The organism is Polaribacter cellanae (assembly GCF_017569185.1).
GTDB classification, from domain to species: domain Bacteria; phylum Bacteroidota; class Bacteroidia; order Flavobacteriales; family Flavobacteriaceae; genus Polaribacter; species Polaribacter cellanae.
In genome coordinates this window covers 1,271,280-1,291,593 of the sequence record NZ_CP071869.1, presented here as the reverse complement: position 1 = coordinate 1,291,593, position 20,314 = coordinate 1,271,280, and the positions used below count along the sequence as shown (strand labels likewise).

At 31.2% G+C, this 20,314-nt stretch carries 14 protein-coding genes; 5 read left to right on the top strand and 9 right to left on the bottom strand.

The genetic code is table 11. The features are described 5' to 3' along the window. Positions 1-3: 3 nt before the first annotated feature. The 4 genes from J3359_RS05830 to J3359_RS05815 form a co-directional block, all read right to left on the bottom strand. Entirely contained in the window at positions 4-1,080 is a 1,077-nt protein-coding gene (locus J3359_RS05830) for a VOC family protein (RefSeq protein ID WP_208079783.1), read from the bottom strand. Positions 1,081-1,152: 72 nt separating this feature from the next. Further along, positions 1,153-1,431, bottom strand: a complete 279-nt coding sequence (locus J3359_RS05825; RefSeq protein WP_208079782.1) for an SRPBCC family protein — start codon at positions 1,429-1,431, stop codon at positions 1,153-1,155. Positions 1,432-1,616: 185 nt separating this feature from the next. Continuing rightward, positions 1,617-3,434: a Xaa-Pro dipeptidyl-peptidase gene (locus tag J3359_RS05820; protein WP_208079781.1), complete on the bottom strand. Its 1,818-nt coding sequence runs from the start codon at positions 3,432-3,434 to the stop codon at positions 1,617-1,619. A gap of 17 nt (positions 3,435-3,451) precedes the next feature. Then, the gene (locus J3359_RS05815; RefSeq protein WP_208079780.1) at positions 3,452-5,386 is read right to left on the bottom strand and encodes a CocE/NonD family hydrolase; all 1,935 of its coding nucleotides are present in this window, start codon (positions 5,384-5,386) and stop codon (positions 3,452-3,454) included. 371 nt (positions 5,387-5,757) lie between these two features. Between J3359_RS05815 and J3359_RS05810 the strand changes: the two genes are divergently transcribed. From J3359_RS05810 to J3359_RS05800, 3 genes are all read left to right on the top strand, one after another. After that, positions 5,758-6,507: a DJ-1/PfpI family protein gene (locus tag J3359_RS05810; protein WP_208079779.1), complete on the top strand. Its 750-nt coding sequence runs from the start codon at positions 5,758-5,760 to the stop codon at positions 6,505-6,507. A gap of 177 nt (positions 6,508-6,684) precedes the next feature. Then, positions 6,685-7,182 (top strand): hypothetical protein, encoded by a 498-nt coding sequence (locus J3359_RS05805; protein WP_208079778.1) that lies wholly within the window; start codon positions 6,685-6,687, stop codon positions 7,180-7,182. A 371-nt stretch (positions 7,183-7,553) separates the two neighbouring features. After that, positions 7,554-9,518 carry a YgiQ family radical SAM protein gene (locus tag J3359_RS05800; protein ID WP_208079777.1) on the top strand — a complete coding sequence of 655 codons (1,965 nt, stop codon included), beginning with the start codon at positions 7,554-7,556 and terminating at the stop codon, positions 9,516-9,518. 361 nt (positions 9,519-9,879) lie between these two features. On the opposite strand, the gene J3359_RS05795 is transcribed toward J3359_RS05800, so the two are convergent. From J3359_RS05795 to J3359_RS05775, 5 genes are all read right to left on the bottom strand, one after another. Continuing rightward, the gene (locus J3359_RS05795; protein WP_208079776.1) at positions 9,880-10,452 is read right to left on the bottom strand and encodes a PAS domain-containing protein; all 573 of its coding nucleotides are present in this window, start codon (positions 10,450-10,452) and stop codon (positions 9,880-9,882) included. Between the two features lie 82 nt (positions 10,453-10,534). Beyond that, the gene (locus J3359_RS05790) at positions 10,535-11,080 is read right to left on the bottom strand and encodes a sigma-70 family RNA polymerase sigma factor (protein ID WP_208079775.1); all 546 of its coding nucleotides are present in this window, start codon (positions 11,078-11,080) and stop codon (positions 10,535-10,537) included. 509 nt (positions 11,081-11,589) lie between these two features. Next, positions 11,590-12,117, bottom strand: coding sequence for a DUF8685 domain-containing protein (locus tag J3359_RS05785; RefSeq protein ID WP_208079774.1), 528 nt, complete (start codon positions 12,115-12,117; stop codon positions 11,590-11,592). A gap of 213 nt (positions 12,118-12,330) precedes the next feature. Continuing rightward, the gene (locus J3359_RS05780; RefSeq protein ID WP_208076828.1) at positions 12,331-13,338 is read right to left on the bottom strand and encodes an IS110 family RNA-guided transposase; all 1,008 of its coding nucleotides are present in this window, start codon (positions 13,336-13,338) and stop codon (positions 12,331-12,333) included. A 384-nt stretch (positions 13,339-13,722) separates the two neighbouring features. After that, positions 13,723-17,238: a methylmalonyl-CoA mutase family protein gene (locus tag J3359_RS05775; protein WP_208079773.1), complete on the bottom strand. Its 3,516-nt coding sequence runs from the start codon at positions 17,236-17,238 to the stop codon at positions 13,723-13,725. A gap of 371 nt (positions 17,239-17,609) precedes the next feature. On the opposite strand from J3359_RS05775, the gene J3359_RS05770 reads away from it, so the two are divergent. Both J3359_RS05770 and J3359_RS05765 read left to right on the top strand, forming a co-directional pair. Beyond that, positions 17,610-18,347: a LytR/AlgR family response regulator transcription factor gene (locus J3359_RS05770; RefSeq protein WP_208079772.1), complete on the top strand. Its 738-nt coding sequence runs from the start codon at positions 17,610-17,612 to the stop codon at positions 18,345-18,347. A 391-nt stretch (positions 18,348-18,738) separates the two neighbouring features. Next, a complete protein-coding gene (locus J3359_RS05765; RefSeq protein WP_208079771.1) occupies positions 18,739-20,301 on the top strand; it encodes a DUF8693 domain-containing protein in 1,563 nt (520 codons plus the stop codon). Positions 20,302-20,314 lie beyond the last annotated feature (13 nt).

The window sequence follows — 20,314 nt, the reverse complement described above, 5'->3', positions numbered from 1 at the left end:
TTTTTAGTTGAATTTCTTTACACGTTTTAAACTCATTGCTTTTATCATCCAATTTGGCAATGGTTTTTTAGGGGCTCTATTTTTTAAGTTTATGTTTATTCCCAATTTTTTAATCAATGGAACTTTGTGTGTTTCTATAAATTCTATTAAAGTTCCATCACAATCTTCAATATACCCCCAATGTCCATTTGCATCTCCCATATCAAAAGACTCCGAGCTAATTACTTGAAAAGGAAAGCCCATTTCTTTACATTCTTCGGATAGTTTTTTCATATTTCTAATATCGAAACACAAATGAATATAGCCTAAATCTCCCCAATATCTATCTTCGAAAATGGTATTTGGTTTGGTGTCAATTGCTTCAATTAATTCAATTTCACTATCTCCAAAAAGTTCACAAAAACCACCCACTCTTTTTTTAGAATGTGTTAATAATATGCGTCTAAATTTTTTATTTCCATTCTTAAAAGAAGCTAAATCTTTAAAAACTCCAGTTTTATCGTACACAACTTTGTCGTAACCTAAAATGCTCGAATACAAAGGCAATGCATTTGCAATATTAGAAACGCCAATTACAGCACCAGAAATTCCGCCAACATCTAATTTGTTGTTTGCATACCAAGAATTAAATTCTTTAATTTTTAAAATATTTTCGTAAGGATCTTGCACATAAAAACTTTTAGAACCATTTATTTCTGTACAAATTTCTGAAAGAATATTTTCGTTTAATGTTTTTAATCGATTAAAAGTAGCAGAAATATTTCTTGTTTTAATACACGGAAAATTAATTCCTAAATCGCCAAGTTGAAATTTTTTTTTGGGTGCAACAGGTTCTCTATCTAAATATTGCCAAATTTCGTAACCACCTCCACCTTGCATATTTAAACCCAATAAAGCTCTTTTGTTTCTTGGTTTTCCACCCATATATTTTGCCATATATGTAGCTTCGTTATTATCATCAAAAATAAGTGCATCTGCACCCAATCTCGTGGCATACCATTTAAAAGCTTCGTCCGCATTTTTTACACCAATTCCTATTTGTTGAATTCCGTAAATTAGTTTTTCTTCTGATTTTAACAAATTAGTTTTATTGATTAGTAGTTTCTATTTTATTTACGAATTTAATTAGTTTGTAGTTTTAATTTTTAGAATTTAATTCTTTTTTTTAACAAATACTTTAAAGTTATCTAACCATTTCTGAACCTGTTTTTTAAACATATCTGGGAATAAAGACTTCATCACTTTTACCATAAAACCTTTAAATGCAGTATAGTTAATTTCTGCACTATATTCTGTTGTGTTATCATCAATAACAGTAAAAATTGATGCCATTGTGTTTTCTGTATGTTTATGAAAATAGAAAGCAGAAAAGAAATCTGGTAAATCGTTTTTTAATACTGTTTCTATGAGTTCCATTTCTCCTTTACCCATTTTATAATAGATTTTAGAAACAGTATTTACTTCTCCAACAGTCCCAGAAATTAGATTTTTTTCTTAAAAAACCTTCTTGATATTCACCTAATAAGTCTTGGTTTTTAAATATCTCAACAACTTTTCCTTTTGGTTTATTAATGATAACTGAACATGTAAATTTCATATATTAAAAATATTGAATTTTATTCAACAGCTTTTTTAAAAGCTTCTTTTCCGCCAACAATAGGAATTGTAATTTTTGTTCCTGTTAAATCTACCGTTAATTCTGTACCTGGTTTTGGTAATAAAGTAAATTCAGAATCACTTGAGAAAATCATCAAACCAATTTGTTGTCCTTTTCTAATAATTTGATCGTCTGGTTGCAAATCGAAACTCATTTCGTAAAATTTTCCTTTTTTAAGAGGCTTACTTTTGGTTAATGATTTATAATTCTGTAAATCTGCCCAACTACGTGTTATTATATTGTCTGTAATCTTTGTTCTTCTACTAGAATTCCAAGGTAAAGAAACTAAATATACAGATAAGTTAACAGCGGCTTTAGAACTGGCTGCTTTAATGGTGATTTTTGGCAATCCAGAGATATGAACATCTTTTTTTAAAATTGGTGTTACATATAATAAACGATGGTTTGTATAATCTGCTTTCGCTAAAGATTCTGCAGAAAAAGAATAATTATCTACCAAGGTTTCTTTTCCTTTGGAAGCAGATTTAGTAAGGTGTAAGCTTCCAACACCTGGTGCTGCACCACTTAAATAAAAAGTAACATTTTTTGCTTTTGGGTTTGGGTATTCAGGGTAAGCAGTTGGTTCGTTTTGTTTATCATTTTCTCTTACAATCCAAGCTTTTGCATCATTTTCCACACCATTATCTACACCAAATAAATAATGTGTAAACCAACGGTTCATTATTTTCATTGGAGGTGGTCCTCCATGTCCATTTTGGTGATAATAAATTTGAGTTGGTAAACCCATTTCCGATGCTTTTTTATAAATTCTATAACTGTGTTCTGGCATCACATTCCAATCGTTAAAGCCATGAGACATTAACAAGGCAGCTTTCATTGGTTTCATATCATTTATATAATCTCTTCCTGCCCAAAAATCGTTGTAATCTCCAGTAATTCTGTCCATTCCATTCGCCATTTCTGTATCTCTAATAATTTTGTTGTTTCTGGCTCTGTTTTCTTCTTTTCCACTATGAATAAAATCGTATAAAACATCGATATCTTCTCCTAAATATCCACCAGGAGAACGTACCAAGCCATTCGAACGATAATAATGATAATAAGACGTATTAGGTGCAACAGGAATTATTGCTTCCAAACCTTTAACACCTGTTGTAGCAGCTGCTAAAGGAATGGTTCCATTGTAAGAAGTTCCTGTCATTCCTACTTTTCCTGTAGTCCAATAAGCTTTAACTTCTTTATTTCCTTCTCTTTTAGTGTAGCCTTTTGCACGTCCATTTAACCAATCGATTACTGCTTTTGGTGCTAAAGATTCGTTGTCTCCACCAACTGTTGGAGCACCGTCAGACAATCCAGTTCCTGGCGAAGAAGAATGTATCACAATATAACCTCTTGGCACCCAGGTTCTAATTTGAGAATTCGAAATAATAGGTCTTTTTCCTCTTCTTATTACATTTGGATGCACAGGATTTGGAACTTTTTCACCCAACTCGTGTTTTACATTCCAAAATAATTCTTTTCCACCACTGGCTACTCCTGCATAATATGGGCTTGATTCATAAACCACAGGTAATTTTAAACCTTCTGTTTCTGTTTGTGCAGGTCTAGTTACATCTACATGCATTCTGTCTAGTTTTCCATCTCCATCAGAATCGAAAGTGGTTTCTACCCATAAATCGTGGCGAATCCACTTACTAGAATCTTTAAAACCTTCTACAACCTGTGCTTCTCCATCTTTAAATACGGGTACTATTTTTTCTTGTGCGTGTATTTGCGCGATAAAAGCAAATAATAAAATTAAAATTGTTTTTTTCATTTTTTAATGTTTGATAATTATTTTAGTACAGAAAATTCAATAGAAGAATCTGTAAAAACGGTGTGTGTTTGCGTTTTAAAATCTTTTTCGTCTGCTTTATAAATATTATCTACATACGTTTGCGGATTCAAATCAATTAAAGGAAACCAAGTACTTTGTACTTGAACCTGTAATTTATGACCTTTTTTAAACGTATGAAAAACATCTTGTAACTTTATATTTACAGCTGTTTTTTTATTCGGAATAAATGGTTCTGGTTTTTCGAAACTATTTCTAAATCTACCACGTAAAACTTCACTTCTAACCATTAAATGATAATTGCTCATTTTTAAATGATCTTGTAACTTATCGTTGTTTTCTTTAGTATCATTAGGGTGTACATCAATTACTTTAACGATCCAATCTGCTGCAGTTCCTGTGGTTGCTACTTTTAATTTTGCTAAAATATCTCCAGCTAATGTATAATCTTCTTTTAAAACATCCGTTTCAAAAACCAAAACATCGGGTCTTCTTGCAGCGAAACGTTGGTCGTCTGTCATGTATTTTCTGGGTGTAAAAACTGTTTTTATGTCTTCGGAATAGGGTACAGGACGTTTAATATCGCTAATAAAATTAATTTTACTTGGTTTTGTTTTCGATTTAATATTTGGGTTTCTGTATATTAATTTTTGATTTTCAGACAAAACCCAATCTTCCTTTACCACATTTTTTGGAGGCCAAGCATCGTAAGATTTCCATTCTTTTTTTCCAGAATCATATACATACGCTTCTGGCAAACCAGAATTTTTATCGCCATTTCCTTTTAGAAAATGATTAAAAAATTTTGTTTCAATATTTTTCTGAAAATTGATAGAAATAGAATCTCCAAAATAATAATTACCCACAGAATTTTTTACACCAGAACTTGCCCATTTTCCATGATCCCAAGGCCCAAAAACAAGCGTGTTATAATTGTCTTTTCCATATTTTTCGATTCCTTTATAGGTTTCTAAAGGACCATATAAATCTTCAGCATCGAACCAACCACCAACAATCATGGTTGCTACTGTAGCAGGTACTTTATCCATGTGCTGAATAATTCCTTTACGCTGCCAAACAGAATCGTAATTTGGGTGTTCTATAATTTCTTTCCAGAAAAAATCATCAATCTTATCTTTATTTTTAGCCGTTTTTGCATCTATTTTATCATACTGAAAATATTCGTTTAAGTTTTTTAAAGGACCTTTATCTAAAAAAAACTGATATTGATCCTGCGAATCCATTTTCGGAAAAGAATACCAAGCAGAATCTGTTGGGGTGTCTTTATACGTTCCAAAAAGAGAAATGGCTCTAAAATAACTCAATAAAAAAGCACCATTGTGATGAAAGTCGTCAAAGAAAAAATCGCCAATACATGCTTGTGGAGAAGCCGCTTTTAATGCAGGATGCGCATCTATGGTAGAAACTGTGGCATAATGTCCAGGATACGAAATTCCCCAAGTTCCCACATTTCCATTGTTGTTTTCTACGTTTTTTACTAACCAATCAATCGTGTCGTAAGTATCTGAAACTTCGTCAGATTCGTTTTCTTTTTTGTTAGGAATGTACGCACGCATATTATCATAAACACCTTCGCTCATCCAACGTCCACGTACATCTTGATATACTATAATGTTTCCCTCTTTCATTAAATGAACATTTGGGCCAATTTTGGTTTTCATTTTTCCCTCTCCATAAGGCCTAGAACTATAAGGCGTTCTTTGCATTAAAATTGGGTATTTTTTAGAAGTATCTTTTGGAGAATAAATGGTAGTGTGCAATTTTGTTCCATCACGCATTTCTATGTTTACCTCTTTTTTCGTGTAATTATCTGCGACATACGTGTTTTTTTTCGGTATTTCTTCTTTTTTAGCTTTATCGCAATTGGTAAATAATAAAAAACTAAAAATAGAAAGAATAAGGTATTTTTTCATGGTAAGGTTGGTTTATTTTGAGTGCTAAATTTACAAAACTAAAAATGGTTGCTAAAAAATGTTTTGTTAAAAAGAGGTTTTTCTCGTAAAGTTGTAAAATCGCAGATTTTAAATTATAAAAGTTATTTTTTTTTTGGAGCTATTTCCAGCTTTTCGCACTCGCTTTTTTTCTGAAAAAGAAAAAAGAGCTCAAACAAATGCTTCAATCTGGGCTCAAACTTGTTTGCAAGCTTTTGTGAATTGTTAATAACAAAAGTTTTTTTAAGAAATGCATAGACCCTTCAGTTTTTAAAATCTGAAAGGTCTCTAAACCGCAATAATTTTAGACATTTAAAAAGTAAACACTAATTTTACAAAAAACATTTTATAAGATGAATAAATTCTTTTGTATAATAGGTTTAATCCTTTTTGTTGGTTGTGTTTCTAAAGTTGAAGAAAAAAAATCTGTTGAGGTACTAAAACCAGTTCAACATAAAAAAATATTTGCAAAATTAGAAAAAGACAGATACAATGTTGCTTTTCTAATAATGGATGGAACTTTCAATACAGAATTAACAGCACCTTTCGATATTTTTCAGCATACTATTTTTAGAGAAAACATAAAAGCGATGAATGTTTTTACAGTCGCAAATACAAACAAACCAATAACCACTTTCGAAGGAATGCGAATTCTGCCCGACTTTAATTACTTAAAAGACAGCCTGCCAAAAATAGATATTTTAGTAGTTCCTTCAGCCGAACATCATTTAGATTCCGATTTAGAAGACAAGGAAATGATTGGCTTTCTACAAAAAGTAGATAAAGAAGCAACATACGTAACATCTCATTGCGATGGTGCATTTGTATTAGCAAAAGCAGGTTTGTTAAAAGACAAAGTTTCCACAACTTTTCCTAGTGATATTAATAAAATGAGAAAAATGTTCCCAACTTTAGATGTTAGAAAAGATGTTTTATTTGTCCACGATGGAAAATACATAACATCTGCAGGAGGCGCAAAATCTTTCGAAGCGGCTTTGTATTTGTGTGAATTTCTTTATGGAAAAGAAGTGGCGAAATTGCTTGCTGGTGGTTTGGTAATTGATTGGAATGTAGATAAAGTTCCTCATTTGGTTGTTAAGTAATTTTCTCTCGCAAAGCTCCAGAGGTGCAAAGGTTGTAAGTCGTAATGTATTTTGATGACCTCCTACAAGGTTTTCAAAACCTTGTAGGTATAAATTGAGAATTATATTTTCTCTACACTTACAAGGTTAAAAAAAAAAATTAAAATTTACTTATTTTTACATTAAAACCAAATAAAAATGGACGAAAGACTAAAGAAATCGCCACTTTTTTTAAAAGCCCAAGAAATTTATGAATTGGTTCGTAAAGTTTCACTACTTATAGAAGATAATGGAGACGAAGACGATTTTGATAATCATTTATTAAATGAATACAAAAATCAGTTGAACGAAAGTGCTTTGATTATTCCTGCAAAAATAGCGGGTGTTTTTAATGAAGATACTTTGTATGATCTTAGAATGGAAAATGCGGCTATCATTAGAAGAGAAGCACGTACTATTTTAGTAACAACTTCTGGTTTAAGAATGGTAAAATTTAAAGAATTAGATTATTTAGAATTGATTAGAAACGAAATTGAAGAATTTAGAATTCTCTTTGCAGAATGGGTAAAAACATTTGACGAATGGAATTACATTATTGACAGATGGGGGCTTTTTAACCCTCCAGGAGTTAATTACGACGATTATGATATTGATGACGATTTACCTTTTAAGAACCCTTTTGATGATGAGGTTTAAAAGGTTTTTCGTAAAGTTTTACCCAGTTTGTCATCCTAAAAGGATTCCACGTGAAATTGCTCACTGTTTTGAAAATGAAGCTTCTAGCGTGACAAAACTGTTTTTTTGTGTGAGAGAATTCAATTTTGAGATTTTCTAAAATACATAGATCTCGACTGCACTCGACCAGACATTTTAATAAAAACATAGTTTTAGCATTGCAATAAGTTTGCAAACAAGTTTAGCCGTGATTGAAACGACATCCTTTTTGTTTTTCACAAAAAGATATAGTGAAAAGCGCGAAATAGCTCCAAAAAAAAAGATAAAACGTCATTTTTACTTCCTCAAAAAAAACGTTTTTTTCAAATAAAATTCTCGTATTTTTGCAAACTATGCAAGAAAATAAAAAACATCTATTAACAGATTGGTTACCAACCACAAACAAGGAAGTAAAAATTCGTGGGTGGGAAGAATTGGATGTAATTTTATTTAGCGGAGATGCGTATGTAGATCATCCGTCTTTTGGACCTGCTGTAATTGGAAGAATTTTAGAAAGTTACGGTTTAAGAGTCGCAATTGTGCCTCAACCAAGTGTGAATGACAATTTGCAGGATTTCGAAAAATTAGGAAGACCAAGATTGTTTTTTGGCGTAACTGGTGGTTGTATGGATCCCATGGTTTCTAACTATACTGCCAGTAAAAAAAGGCGTGACAAAGATGCCTATACACCTAATGGTGATAAGGGGTTTAGACCAGATTATGCAACTTCGGTTTATTCGAAAATATTAAAAGAAAAGTTTCCAGATATTCCTGTTTTAATTGGTGGAATTGAAGCTTCTTTAAGACGAGTAACGCATTACGATTATTGGTCGGATACGTTGTTGCCAACAATTCTGGAGACGTCAAAAGCAGATATGTTGGTGTATGGAATGGGCGAACAACCTTTGCGTGAAATTGTGGAATTATTACAAAAAGGAGTACCATTTTCGAGTTTAAAAAATATAAAACAAACCGCTGTTTTAATTGATAAAAAAACAGAAAAAATGCCTTTGGTTAAGGGTTGGGAAGATGTAACAATTAATTCTCATGAGGCTTGTTTGAAAGATAAAAAAACGTTTGCTTCTAATTTTAAAACGATAGAACAAGAGTCGAATAAGTTAAAAGCGAGAAGAATTTTACAAGATGTTGCTGGAAAAACGCTGATGATAAATCCGCCTTTTCCTACAATGACAGAAAAGGAAATTGATGGTTCTTTCGATTTACCCTTTACACGTTTACCACATCCAAAATACAACAAGCGTGGGCCAATACCTGCGTTTGAAATGATAAAATTTTCGATAAATATTCATAGAGGCTGTTTTGGTGGATGTAGTTTTTGTACAATTTCTGCACATCAAGGAAAATTTATTGCAAGTAGAAGTAAAGAATCGGTTTTAAAAGAAATTGATAAAGTGGCAAATATGCCAGATTTTAAAGGATACTTGTCTGATATTGGTGGGCCTTCTGCCAATATGTATCAAATGAAAGGAAAAGTACAATCTATTTGCGACAAATGTGTGGCTCCAAGTTGTATTTCGCCTGTAATTTGTTCTAATTTAGATACTTCACACAAACCTTTAACGGAATTATATCAAGCAGTTGATAAGCATCCGAAAATTAAAAAGTCTTTTATTGGAAGTGGAATAAGGCATGATATGTTGGTGCCAGAATTCAACAAAAATGCAGACCCAAAAGAGTTAGATGCGTACACAGAGGAAGTAATGACAAAACATGTTTCTGGTCGTTTAAAAGTAGCACCAGAACATACTTCTGATCCCGTTTTAAAGTTGATGCGTAAACCTTCTTTTAAATATTTTCATAAGTTTAAAGAGCGTTTCGATAAAATAAATAGTAAGAAGAAATTAAACCTTCAATTGATTCCTTATTTTATATCAAGTCATCCTGCAAGTGAAGTAGAAGATATGGCAAATTTGGCTGCAGAAACAAAAGATATGGGTTTTCAATTGGAACAAGTTCAGGGTTTTACGCCAACTCCAATGACAGTTGCCACTGTTATTTATTATTCAGGATATCATCCTTATACCTTAAAACCAACCAAAACTCCGAAAACAAAAAAGGAGCGTGAAGACCAACATAAATTTTTCTTTTGGTACAAAAAAGAAAATAAAGATTGGATTCGAAATACCTTAAACAAGGTTGGTAGACAAGATTTGCTTCAAAAATTATTACCAGAAAATAATTCTTGGAAAAGGAATAAAAAGGCAAAAGCTGTAAAAAATACTTTTGATGATGCTGTGCCTTTTAATAGAAGAAAGAAGAAGGCGAGTAGAGCTCCTAAAAGTAAGAAGAGGAGGTAGGTAGGATGTTTTTAAAACTTATTAATTGCATTCAGCTTTAGCTGGATGTTACAAATAAGTTACATAGATGGCTTTAGCCAAAACCTTCATTTTCTTTGAAAACATTTCGTTTAAAGCCAACTTTTTATTTAAAACATATTTACAATGGGTTGAATTGCTATTGAGTTTTTTTTGATATTTTAAAAGTCAGTCTTTAGTATTCCAATTTCAACCTATTCATTTTACCATTTTCATCGAAAGTAAGTTTATCAAAACGAACAGATTTTCTAAAATTTTTATCAGAAAGTGTTGTAATGTAAAAAAAAAGATGCTATTCGCCCTAAAACTGTGTAATTAAAGTTGATTTGAAAAAAATACCAACCTAAAACGAAGCTACAGATTTCTCTAAAGCAATAAAATGCGTTGTTTCTTCGTTGTATAGTGGAAAGATTTTCAACTTACATTTATAGGGAGTTTTGTCTTTTTTATAATTGATAATGATATCAGAAAAAGGGGTGTTTTTTACAATTTTTTCTCGAATTCTTTTTTTAGTTTCCACAGAAGTTTCTTTACCTTGTAAAAAAGATGGCGTTTTTTTTAAGGCATAATTTTTAGAAAACCCAGTCATTTTTGTAAACCCTTCATTTACCCAAACGATATTTTGATGGATGTCTGTAATTACAATTGCCTCAAAATTTTGCTCATTAAATAATGTATCGAAATTATTTTTCCAGTCGAATTTAGAAGCCAATTCTTTTACTTGATTGATATCGTTTTTAATATCTAAAAGTTCCATTTTCGTAGAAAAATAATTGTTGTATAAATCGAAACTAACTAAAGGTAGTTTTTTAGAATCTTCAGGGGTAATAGATTTTTTAAGTGTTTTGTAATCTGTAGTTTCTTGAGAAGATAAAAACAAATCTAAACACATCATATTTGCTAATTTATTTTTCATGGAACTTTAATTTTATTAAAATTTATAGAGCGAAACTACTAAAATTAAGACAATGTATATAAAAATGAGCACTAAATTTCTGTTAATTGCAGACTTTACAGTCTTCTTTATCTTGAATTTCGCCAACCAAATTTCCATCTTCATTCATTACAAAACCGCAACAATCCATAAAACCTTGTGCGATTAGTTTTCGCGCTCGCTGAATTTGAGATTTTGTGGTAGATAAAGTTTGATTCAATTGGTCTGCAACTTCTTGTTGTTTCAATCCTTTTATATCGGAAAGAAATAGGGGAGTTCTATATTTTTTAGGAAGATTACCTAAAATTTTACGCAAACAATCTTCTTCAGTATGTTTATTTGTATTAATTTCTGAAGTAGTTTCACTTTCAAAACTAGCAATTTCTACAGTTTTATTGTTTGCTCGCCAATAGTTTAATATTGAATTTCGGGCAATAGAGAAACACCAAGATTTTAATTTACGATCTTCTTTTAAAGTATGTAGCTTTGTATGAATTTTCAAAAAAGTGTCTTGTAATAAATCATCAGCAATGGTGTTGTTCTTTACTTTGCTGATGATGAATTTTTGGATGTCTAAATGATACGTATTCCAAACTTTGTGAGTTGTCATTTTATTTTATTATTTGTCTATTCGAGCACAGTCGAGAACTATTAAAAACCTTTCGACTGCGCTCAAGGTGACAGCTTAAATTATAGATACTTAAACGAGTTCAGCATTAATATTAAAAATTCGTTTTAATACTAACAATTACAATTGCTACAAGTACAATTTGTACACGTGCAATTTTTACAGCCTCCTGTTTTGCAACCTTCACAGTTACAAGTACAATTATTATTTTTCATGATGTTTATTTTTAATGTTCATAGAGTAGACAAACAAGTTTTAAAAAAGATGCATACTTTTTAATTTTTTTTTAATTTCGACCTTGAGTAAAAATCTTAAATTAAGCTAAATGATTCATTTACTCTAATTTTAATATCTAAAATAAAGATTTTTCGACTACACTATGTTTCGCTCAAAATGAAAAACAAAATGTCATTTAGACCTTGAGGAGAAATTTTTAATTTCTGATTATAGATTTATCTACTCTAATAAGGCGTCCGTTTAAAAAAATAAATTTATTTAGATTTAGCACCCACAAAATAATCTGCCTTTACTTTGAATAAGACATTAAAAGTGGTTAAACTTCCGTAAATTCTGGTAATATATTGTTGCAAATCTATTTTATCTTGATCGTTTAACGTTTTACTTGAATTTATTTTTTGTTCCATTACACGAATTCGATCTCTTACCATAACTATTTTATGAAAAAATGTATCAATGGGGATTTCTTTGTTTGATAAGTCGGAATCTGCAGGTTGCATAATTAACGTTCCTTTTTTCCATTTATCTGCAATGGGTGCAATTTCTGTAACGTCGGACCATTGTCTTAAAATCTTTTTCAAACTACTTTCTACGTCCATAAAAGAAACTGAATCTACTTCATTTTCAACCGCTTCAATAATTTCAAACTCGTCATTTAACGGAATTGTTTCCAATCCGTTTTCTTGAAAAGTTACCCAATATTGTTTACTATCTACATTTGTTACAACTCCAAAACCATAATTAGTATGATTAATTCTTGAACCTATTCCTAATAATTTCATTGATTTTATTTTTTGATTCCTGTTTTCACAGGAATGACAGTTTATTTGAATCTTGAGGAAAATTCTCAAGAGACTTAATTTTAAATGAAAATACGAAAACCTCACAGATACTGTGTTAAAATCCTAATTTATTTATATTAATTTTCTATTTTTATATTTCATTTAGGAAATCAATTTTATGATTATCCTGTGGGCGATTCATTTCGCCCTTTTTTATTTCCATTGATATTCTGGATTATACTGTTGCTCATTTTTCCATAAGGTATAAATTACAATTAATAGTTTTCTCATCACAGCAATAACTCCTTGTTTTTTAGTATTTTGTTTTTCATTTAATCTTTTATAGAAAGTTTTCATTCTCTGATCAAATCTAGAAGCACAAAGTGCTGGCATATACAACGCTTCTCTTATATGCGAGTTCCCTTTTTTTGAAATTCTAGTTCGCCCTGATTTAGTTCCAGATTGATTTTCTACAACATCTAAACCAGCATAACTGACTAATTTACGAATACTACTACATTTTCTAAAACCATCTGTTTCTGCTAATAATTTAACAACAGTAAGCATTTGAATGCCTTTAATTGCTGTTATTCTATTAATTTTTTCTTCTAAATCTTTGTCTTTTGAGACCCATAATTTTATTTCTTTTTCACACTCATTTATACTATCTTCTTGCTGAACCAATAGCTTATTCATAATTGTAAGCACTTCTTCCAAAACACCGTGTTTACTCTCAAACGCATGCAATTGAGATTGTGTTGCAGATTTAGATTTTTTTAATTGTGATAACATTCTACACAAGTCTTTTATGGCTTGAAAATGTTCACTAATTGGTTCCCATAATGCTACTGAAAATGAAAACCCAAAAAGAGCGATTAATTTAGCATCAGCTTTATCTGTTTTTGTTTTTTGATGTAAACTTTTTCCAAAATATTTTATCTTTTGTGCTAATTGTACACTTACTTTTTCTTGCTGTTCAAATAAGAAATAACATAAATTCTCATGATAAACACCTGTAGCCTCCATAATATGAACTAAATAAACTTCCTTTTTACGTTTAGAAAACCATATTAAATAGTCTTTAAAGCCTTTTAGATCATTACTAAAACTACGTGTGCCTTTAATACTTAAACTTCCTGTTTGTGTTTGCTCTTGAAAACATACATCAAATTTCTTACAAGAAACATCAATGCCTACTACTTGTTTAATTACTTTGTCCATTTTGTTAGATTTACAAAGAATTCTTCCCACAGCCTAACCTCGTAATAATACTGGATATAATTATTGAAATTATTCCTAAAATACTGTTCAGGTTCTAAAGAAAGAAAGCTAGGTAAGAGGATATTCTGAAAGACGATATATGCAAATGCATTATCAAGGTTTGTTTCTTGCACTTACCTAGTTCTTTGTTTGTTTAAGTATCAAAACAAAACATTTTTATCCTTTTTTCAATGAACTTTATGTATTTTTATTCTTCAATTTAATCAAACACAAACATACGAGGTTTTCAGTATCTGTGAGGTCTGGATTTATAATTAAAAGGTATCTCCCAAAAGCATCTTAAGCGATTCCCAAAAAAAATTTATTTAAATTTTGGTTCTCTGTTTACATGTTTCTCCTATATTGCCCACCAACTTTAAACAAAGCTTCCGTAATTTGCCCTAAAGAACAAACTTTAGTGGCTTCCATTAATTTGTCAAATAAGTTTTCATTTTGAATTGCCGCTTCTTGTAAAATAGCAATTTGTTCTACAACCTTATTAGGATTTGCTTTGTTCAGTAATTCTTTTGTCTGAATTTGGAATTGCTTCTCTTCTTCAGTAGCACGAATTACTTCTGCAGGTTGCACTGTAGGCGAACCTTTAGAACTTAAAAATGTATTTACACCAATAATTGGAAATTTTCCATTGTGTTTCAATGTTTCATAATACAAGCTTTCTTCTTGTATTTTAGAACGTTGATACATGGTTTCCATCGCTCCTAAAACGCCTCCTCTTTCTGTAATTCTATCGAACTCTTTTAAAACTGCTTCCTCTACTAAATCCGTTAATTCTTCAATAATAAATGCACCTTGAATTGGGTTTTCGTTCTTCGTTAATCCTAATTCTTTATTAATAATCAATTGAATTGCCATGGCTCTTCTTACAGATTCTTCAGTAGGGGTTGTAATGGCTTCATCATACGCATTTGTATGTAAAGAATTACAATTATCGTTAATGGCATACAAAGCTTGTAGTGTGGTTCTAATATCATTAAAATCAATTTCTTGTGCGTGTAAAGAACGCCCAGAAGTTTGTATATGGTACTTTAACATTTGTGCTCTGGAGTTGGCTCCGTATTTATTTTTCATCGCTTTTGCCCAAATTTTACGAGCCACTCGTCCAATTACAGAATATTCTGGGTCAATTCCGTTGGAAAAGAAGAAAGATAAGTTGGGTCCGAATTTATTAATATCCATTCCACGACTTAAATAATATTCTACATACGTAAATCCGTTAGATAATGTTAATGCCAATTGTGTAATTGGGTTTGCACCAGCTTCTGCAATATGATAGCCAGAAATAGAAACCGAATAAAAGTTTCGTACTTGTTTTTCGATGAAATATTCTTGCACATCTCCCATTAACCTTAAAGCGAATTCTGTAGAGAAAATACAGGTATTTTGCGCTTGATCTTCCTTTAAAATATCCGCTTGTACTGTTCCTCTAACTTGCGCTAAAGTATCTTTTTTTATTTGTTGATATACATCCGCAGGTAAAACCAAATCTCCAGTTAAACCTAACAATAGTAAACCTAAACCATTATTTCCTTCAGGTAATTTTCCTTGATAAACGGGTCTGTTTAAACCTTTAGCATCGTAAATTTCTTTAAATTTTGCTTCGACTTGTTTTTCTAATTTGTGTTCTTTAATATATTTCTCGCAATTTTGGTCAATGGCAGCATTCATAAAAAAGCCTAACAACATGGGTGCTGGACCATTTATGGTCATAGAAACAGAGGTCATATGGTGGCTTAAATCGAAACCAGAGTACAGTTTTTTGGCATCGTCTAAACAGCAAATAGAAACACCAGCGTTTCCAATTTTCCCATAAATATCGGGTCTGTGTCCAGGATCATTTCCATATAGAGTAACAGAATCGAAAGCAGTGGAAAGACGTTTTGCATCCATTCCTAAACTTACATAATGGAATCTTCTGTTGGTTCTTTCTGGACCACCTTCACCAGCAAACATTCTTGTTGGATCTTCACCAGTTCTTTTAAAAGGATATAATCCTGCAGTAAAAGGAAATTCTCCAGGCACATTTTCTTGTAAATTCCAACGTAATAAATCTCCCCAAGCCTGATATTTTGGCAAGGCAACTTTTGGGATTTGAGAATGAGACAGCGACTCGCTATGAGTTTGTATCTTAATCTCTTTATCACGAACTTTAAATGTATAAATAGGGTTTTTATATTGCTGAACTTTTTCTGCCCAGTTTAAAATAATTTCCCAATTTAATGGATCGAAATTCAGTTTTACTTTTTCGAATTGTGCTAAAAGTAATTTTACGAAAGGAATTTCGTCAATCTGAACTTGTTTCAAAATCTCGTCTTCATCTAAACCACTTTTAGTTAATAATGAGGTTTCAACTGCGCTCGACCAGACATTTTCACCTAAAGATAAAATGGTTTGATAAATTCCATATAATTTTTGAGCAACCACAACTTGATTGTTAACTTTTTTATCATACGCTCTATTATTTTCTGCAATTTCAGACAAATAACGAACTCTACTTGGTGGAATGACAAAGATTTTTTCAGACATTTCTTTGGTAATTTTCATCGACGATTTTAAATCTGCCTTTGTTTTTTCTACCAAGGTATCCATAATATGTTTGTACAACGTATTCATTCCTGGATCGTTAAATTGTGATGCAATTGTGCCAAAAATAGGCATTTCATCCATAGCAATATCCCACAAATTATGGTTGCGCATGTATTGTTTTTTTACATCACGAATGGCATCCAAAGCGCCGCGTTTATCGAACTTGTTAATGGCAACTAAATCTGCAAAATCTAACATATCAATTTTTTCTAACTGCGTTGCAGCACCAAATTCTGGCGTCATCACATATAAAGAAGTATCTGAATGTTCTATAATTTCGGTATCAGATTGCCCAATTCCAGAAGTTTCTAAAATGATCAAATCGAATTCAGCAGCTTTTAAAACCTGAATCGCTTCATTTACATATTTAGACAAGGCGAGATTAGATTGACGAGTAGCCAAAGAACGCATGTAAACACGTTCGTTATTAATGGCATTCATGCGAATTCTATCGCCCAAAAGCGCACCACCTGTTTTTCTTTTAGATGGATCTACAGAAATTAAACCGATTGTTTTTTCGGGAAAATCTATTAAAAACCGACGAACTAACTCATCTACCAAAGAAGATTTTCCAGCGCCACCAGTTCCTGTGATTCCTAGAACTGGAAAATCTCCTTTTAATTTTCCCAAAGGCGAAAAAATGGTTTCGAAATCTGTATGATTATTTTCTGCAAGTGAAATTAACCTTGCAATAGTATTAACGTCTTTATTTTTTAAATTTTCTAAAACTTTCTCATTTCCTAGCTTCAACAACCAATCTCCATCTTCATTACAAATTTTAGGAGTTTGAGTTCCCTTCCCTTTGGGAAGTGTTAGGGATGGGATTTCAGATTTCATTACAAGATCATTTATCATTCCTTGCAAACCTAACTCACGTCCATCATCTGGAGCATAAATTCGGGTAATTCCATAATCCATTAATTCCTTAATTTCTTCAGGAAGAATTACGCCTCCACCACCACCAAAAATTTTGATGTGATTTGCACCTTTCTCTTTTAATAAATCGAACATGTATTTAAAATACTCATTATGGCCTCCTTGATAAGAAGTAATTGCAATTGCATTGGCATCTTCTTGTATGGCGCAATTCACGACTTCTTCCACACTTCTATCATGTCCTAAATGAATGACTTCAACCCCAGTAGATTGTATAATTCTACGCATAATATTAATGGCGGCATCATGGCCGTCAAATAATGCTGCTGCAGTTACAATTCTTACTTTATGTGTAGGTTTATAAGGTTTTATTTGCTCCATTCGTAATAAATGTTGGTTTTTAGGTTGGCAATTTACGGAATTTTCAAAAAATAACGATTGTTTTGTGAAAGTCTTAAGAATTTAAAATTGTAGTATGAATTCCATTTACATAATTTTTACTGATATTTAGTTCTTTTTGTGTATGCAGCACCCTTAAAAGCAGCAATATTGTTACTGCAATATGTGTGTTGTAATTGTTTATTTTTTTTGGTAAAAGTGATAAATTCATCCAATAATATATCATTTATACCTTGTAAGATACATTTATTCTTTTATTTTACCAGATATTACTTTTAGTCAGAAAGTCGTTTAAAAAACTCGTTTTTACTATAACTTTGGTCTAATGTTAATTTAATTAATTTAGTTGTGATATGAATACAAAAATACGAACACTTATTGTAGAAGATGATGTTATGCAGGTTACACTCCTAAAATTTCTTATTAAGAAGTATTTTCCAGAAATAGAACTTGTTGGAGAAGCCGTAAATTCTGTAAATTGTATTGATCTTTTATTAGTAAAAAAACCAGATTTACTACTGTTAGATATTCATTTAGGTAAGGAAATAAACACGTTAGAAATTTTGTCAGAAATTAAAGACATTACTTGCAAAATTATAATTATAAGTTCTTGTGAATCTTTTGCTGTAAAAGCGATTAATTATTTTAATGTTGCAGGTTATATTGTAAAACCTGTAGAAATCATAGAATTAAAAAATGTAATTTCTAAAGTTGTGAAAGAATTTAAAATTAAAAAACAATGCAACATTCTATCAAATAAAATTTCAAACGAGTTGATAGCCATTTCTACCACTAAATCTATAGAGCTTTTATCGGTTAAAGATATTATTTATTTAGAAGCAGATGGTAAATACACTGTTTTTCATTTAGTTAGTGGTAAAACAAGAGTAGTTTCTAAAAATTTGGGAGAATATGAGAAAATTTTACCTAAGCACATTTTTTTTAGAATTCATCATAAATACATTGTCAACTTACAAAATGTAATAAATATTAACAGGGCAGATGGTAATTATTGTTATTTAATAAACGGCAAGTCTCTATCTATAGCAAAAAGAAGACAAGAATCTCTTCGTAATTTTTTACATTTATAAAACAAATATGTTGTATAAGTAACTCTCTGTTGTATTTTATGGGTCTCAAACTTACTTGAAGCACTGTACATTTCGTTTTAGTTTCTAAACATATTTTACCGCGAATTTGCTAGAGTAATTTAGGTTTACTTCACATATTTCATAAAGCAAACTTTTAATCTACAGACCAACCCTATGTACTTCCAGTCCATAGGGTTTAGCTTATTTAGTTATTCGTAAAAAACTAGCATTAAAAATAATTATGGAATAAATTCAAGGTTTATAAAAAACGCTGTATGCTTTTTTATAAACGATTATTACAAATATCGACCATTTATTTATTTTCAATACAGGCAATCGTTTATATGTGGCAACTTTGTCATCTACTTAAATGTAAAATAAATATTGAATTATGAAGAAAATTAACTTTTTAATGTTTTGTATGCTAATTTCAGGTACCATATGGTCTCAGGATTTTTATGTGGCTTCTGGAGAAGAGGTAACAACGCTACCTGGGAGTGTATTATATGCAGGTAATGATGCTTCTGTTGCAGGAGTTTTAACAATAGAGTCTAACGCAACACTTAGTGGATCTTTTATTGTTAAAAACAATGCAACAGGTAATATTACTTACAAGCGCTATGTGCCAGATGTAGATTGGCATTTAATCTCGGCACCAGTAGCAACGTATGGTGTTTCTAATTTTATTGCAGACGCTACTAATAGCTTAGCACAGGGTAGTACGTCTGGTAATTATGGGGTTTCGTATTATAAGAATACAAATACATCTGGAAAAAGATGGACTTATTACAACACCTCTCCAACGAAAGAGAATCAAGAAACTTTAACTAATTTTGAGTCCGGTGTTGGGTATGGTCTTAAAAGAACAGCTGCTGGCGATTTTACTTTTACAGGTTCTTTAGCCGATACAGATGTTGTAGTGCCAATACCTAAAGCTTCTAGTGGCACTAATTTTTGGGCATGTATTGGTAACCCTTATCCTTCTTTTATACCTGCGAATAACAGTGCCAATACAACTACAAATGTTTTAAAAAATAACATAAATAAGTTAGATGCAAATTTTGCTTTCTTATACTTGTGGGATGGTACTACATATAAACCATTAAGACATTCGGATCCAGCACTTCAGTTAGCTCCAGGACAAGCCTTTTTAGTAAAAGCAAAAAGTGTAAATGAAACGTTCTCTTTTTCTAAAGCTTTGCAGAATCACCAAAATGGTACAGCAACTTTTTACAGAACAAGCAATACCATACCAACAGTTTCTTTGTATTTATCTAACGGGGCTGTTAATAAAACGACAACCATAGAGTTTTTAAAAGAAGCCACTACAGGTTTAGATGTTGGTTATGATGCTGGAGCATATCGAGGAGATGGTGAACCTAATTTTTCTATAGATACGCATTTGGTATCTGATAGTAAAGGTATAGATTTTACAATACAGAGCTTGCCAACGAGTGGTTTAAATACGGATACTGATATGGCAATACCTTTATCTGTAAGAGCCGCAGCTAACCAAGAGTTAAGCTTTAGCGTTTCTGCTAATAATTTACCAAAAGGAGTCGCTGTTTATTTAGAAGATACACAAAAGAAGACTTTTACAAAATTATCAGAAACTTCTTATAAAGTAACATCCTCTAAAAAGCTAAATGGTATAGGTCGTTTTTTCTTACACACTTCTAATAACGTGTTAAGTGCAGAAGATACACTTTTAGCAAACAACCTAAGCCTTTATAAAACAGAAAACAATACACTTAAAATTGTTGGCTTGCAAACACAAAGTAATACAACGTTAAACATGTATAGTATTGTAGGTAAAAAGATATTTGCAAGTAAATTTATTGCAAATCAAAAAGTAAAAGAAATTAAACTACCAACAAATTTAACAACAGGAGTTTACATTGTAAACATTGTTTCAAAAGATGGAGAATACACTAAAAAGTTAATTATAGAATAATTTCTTGAAAACT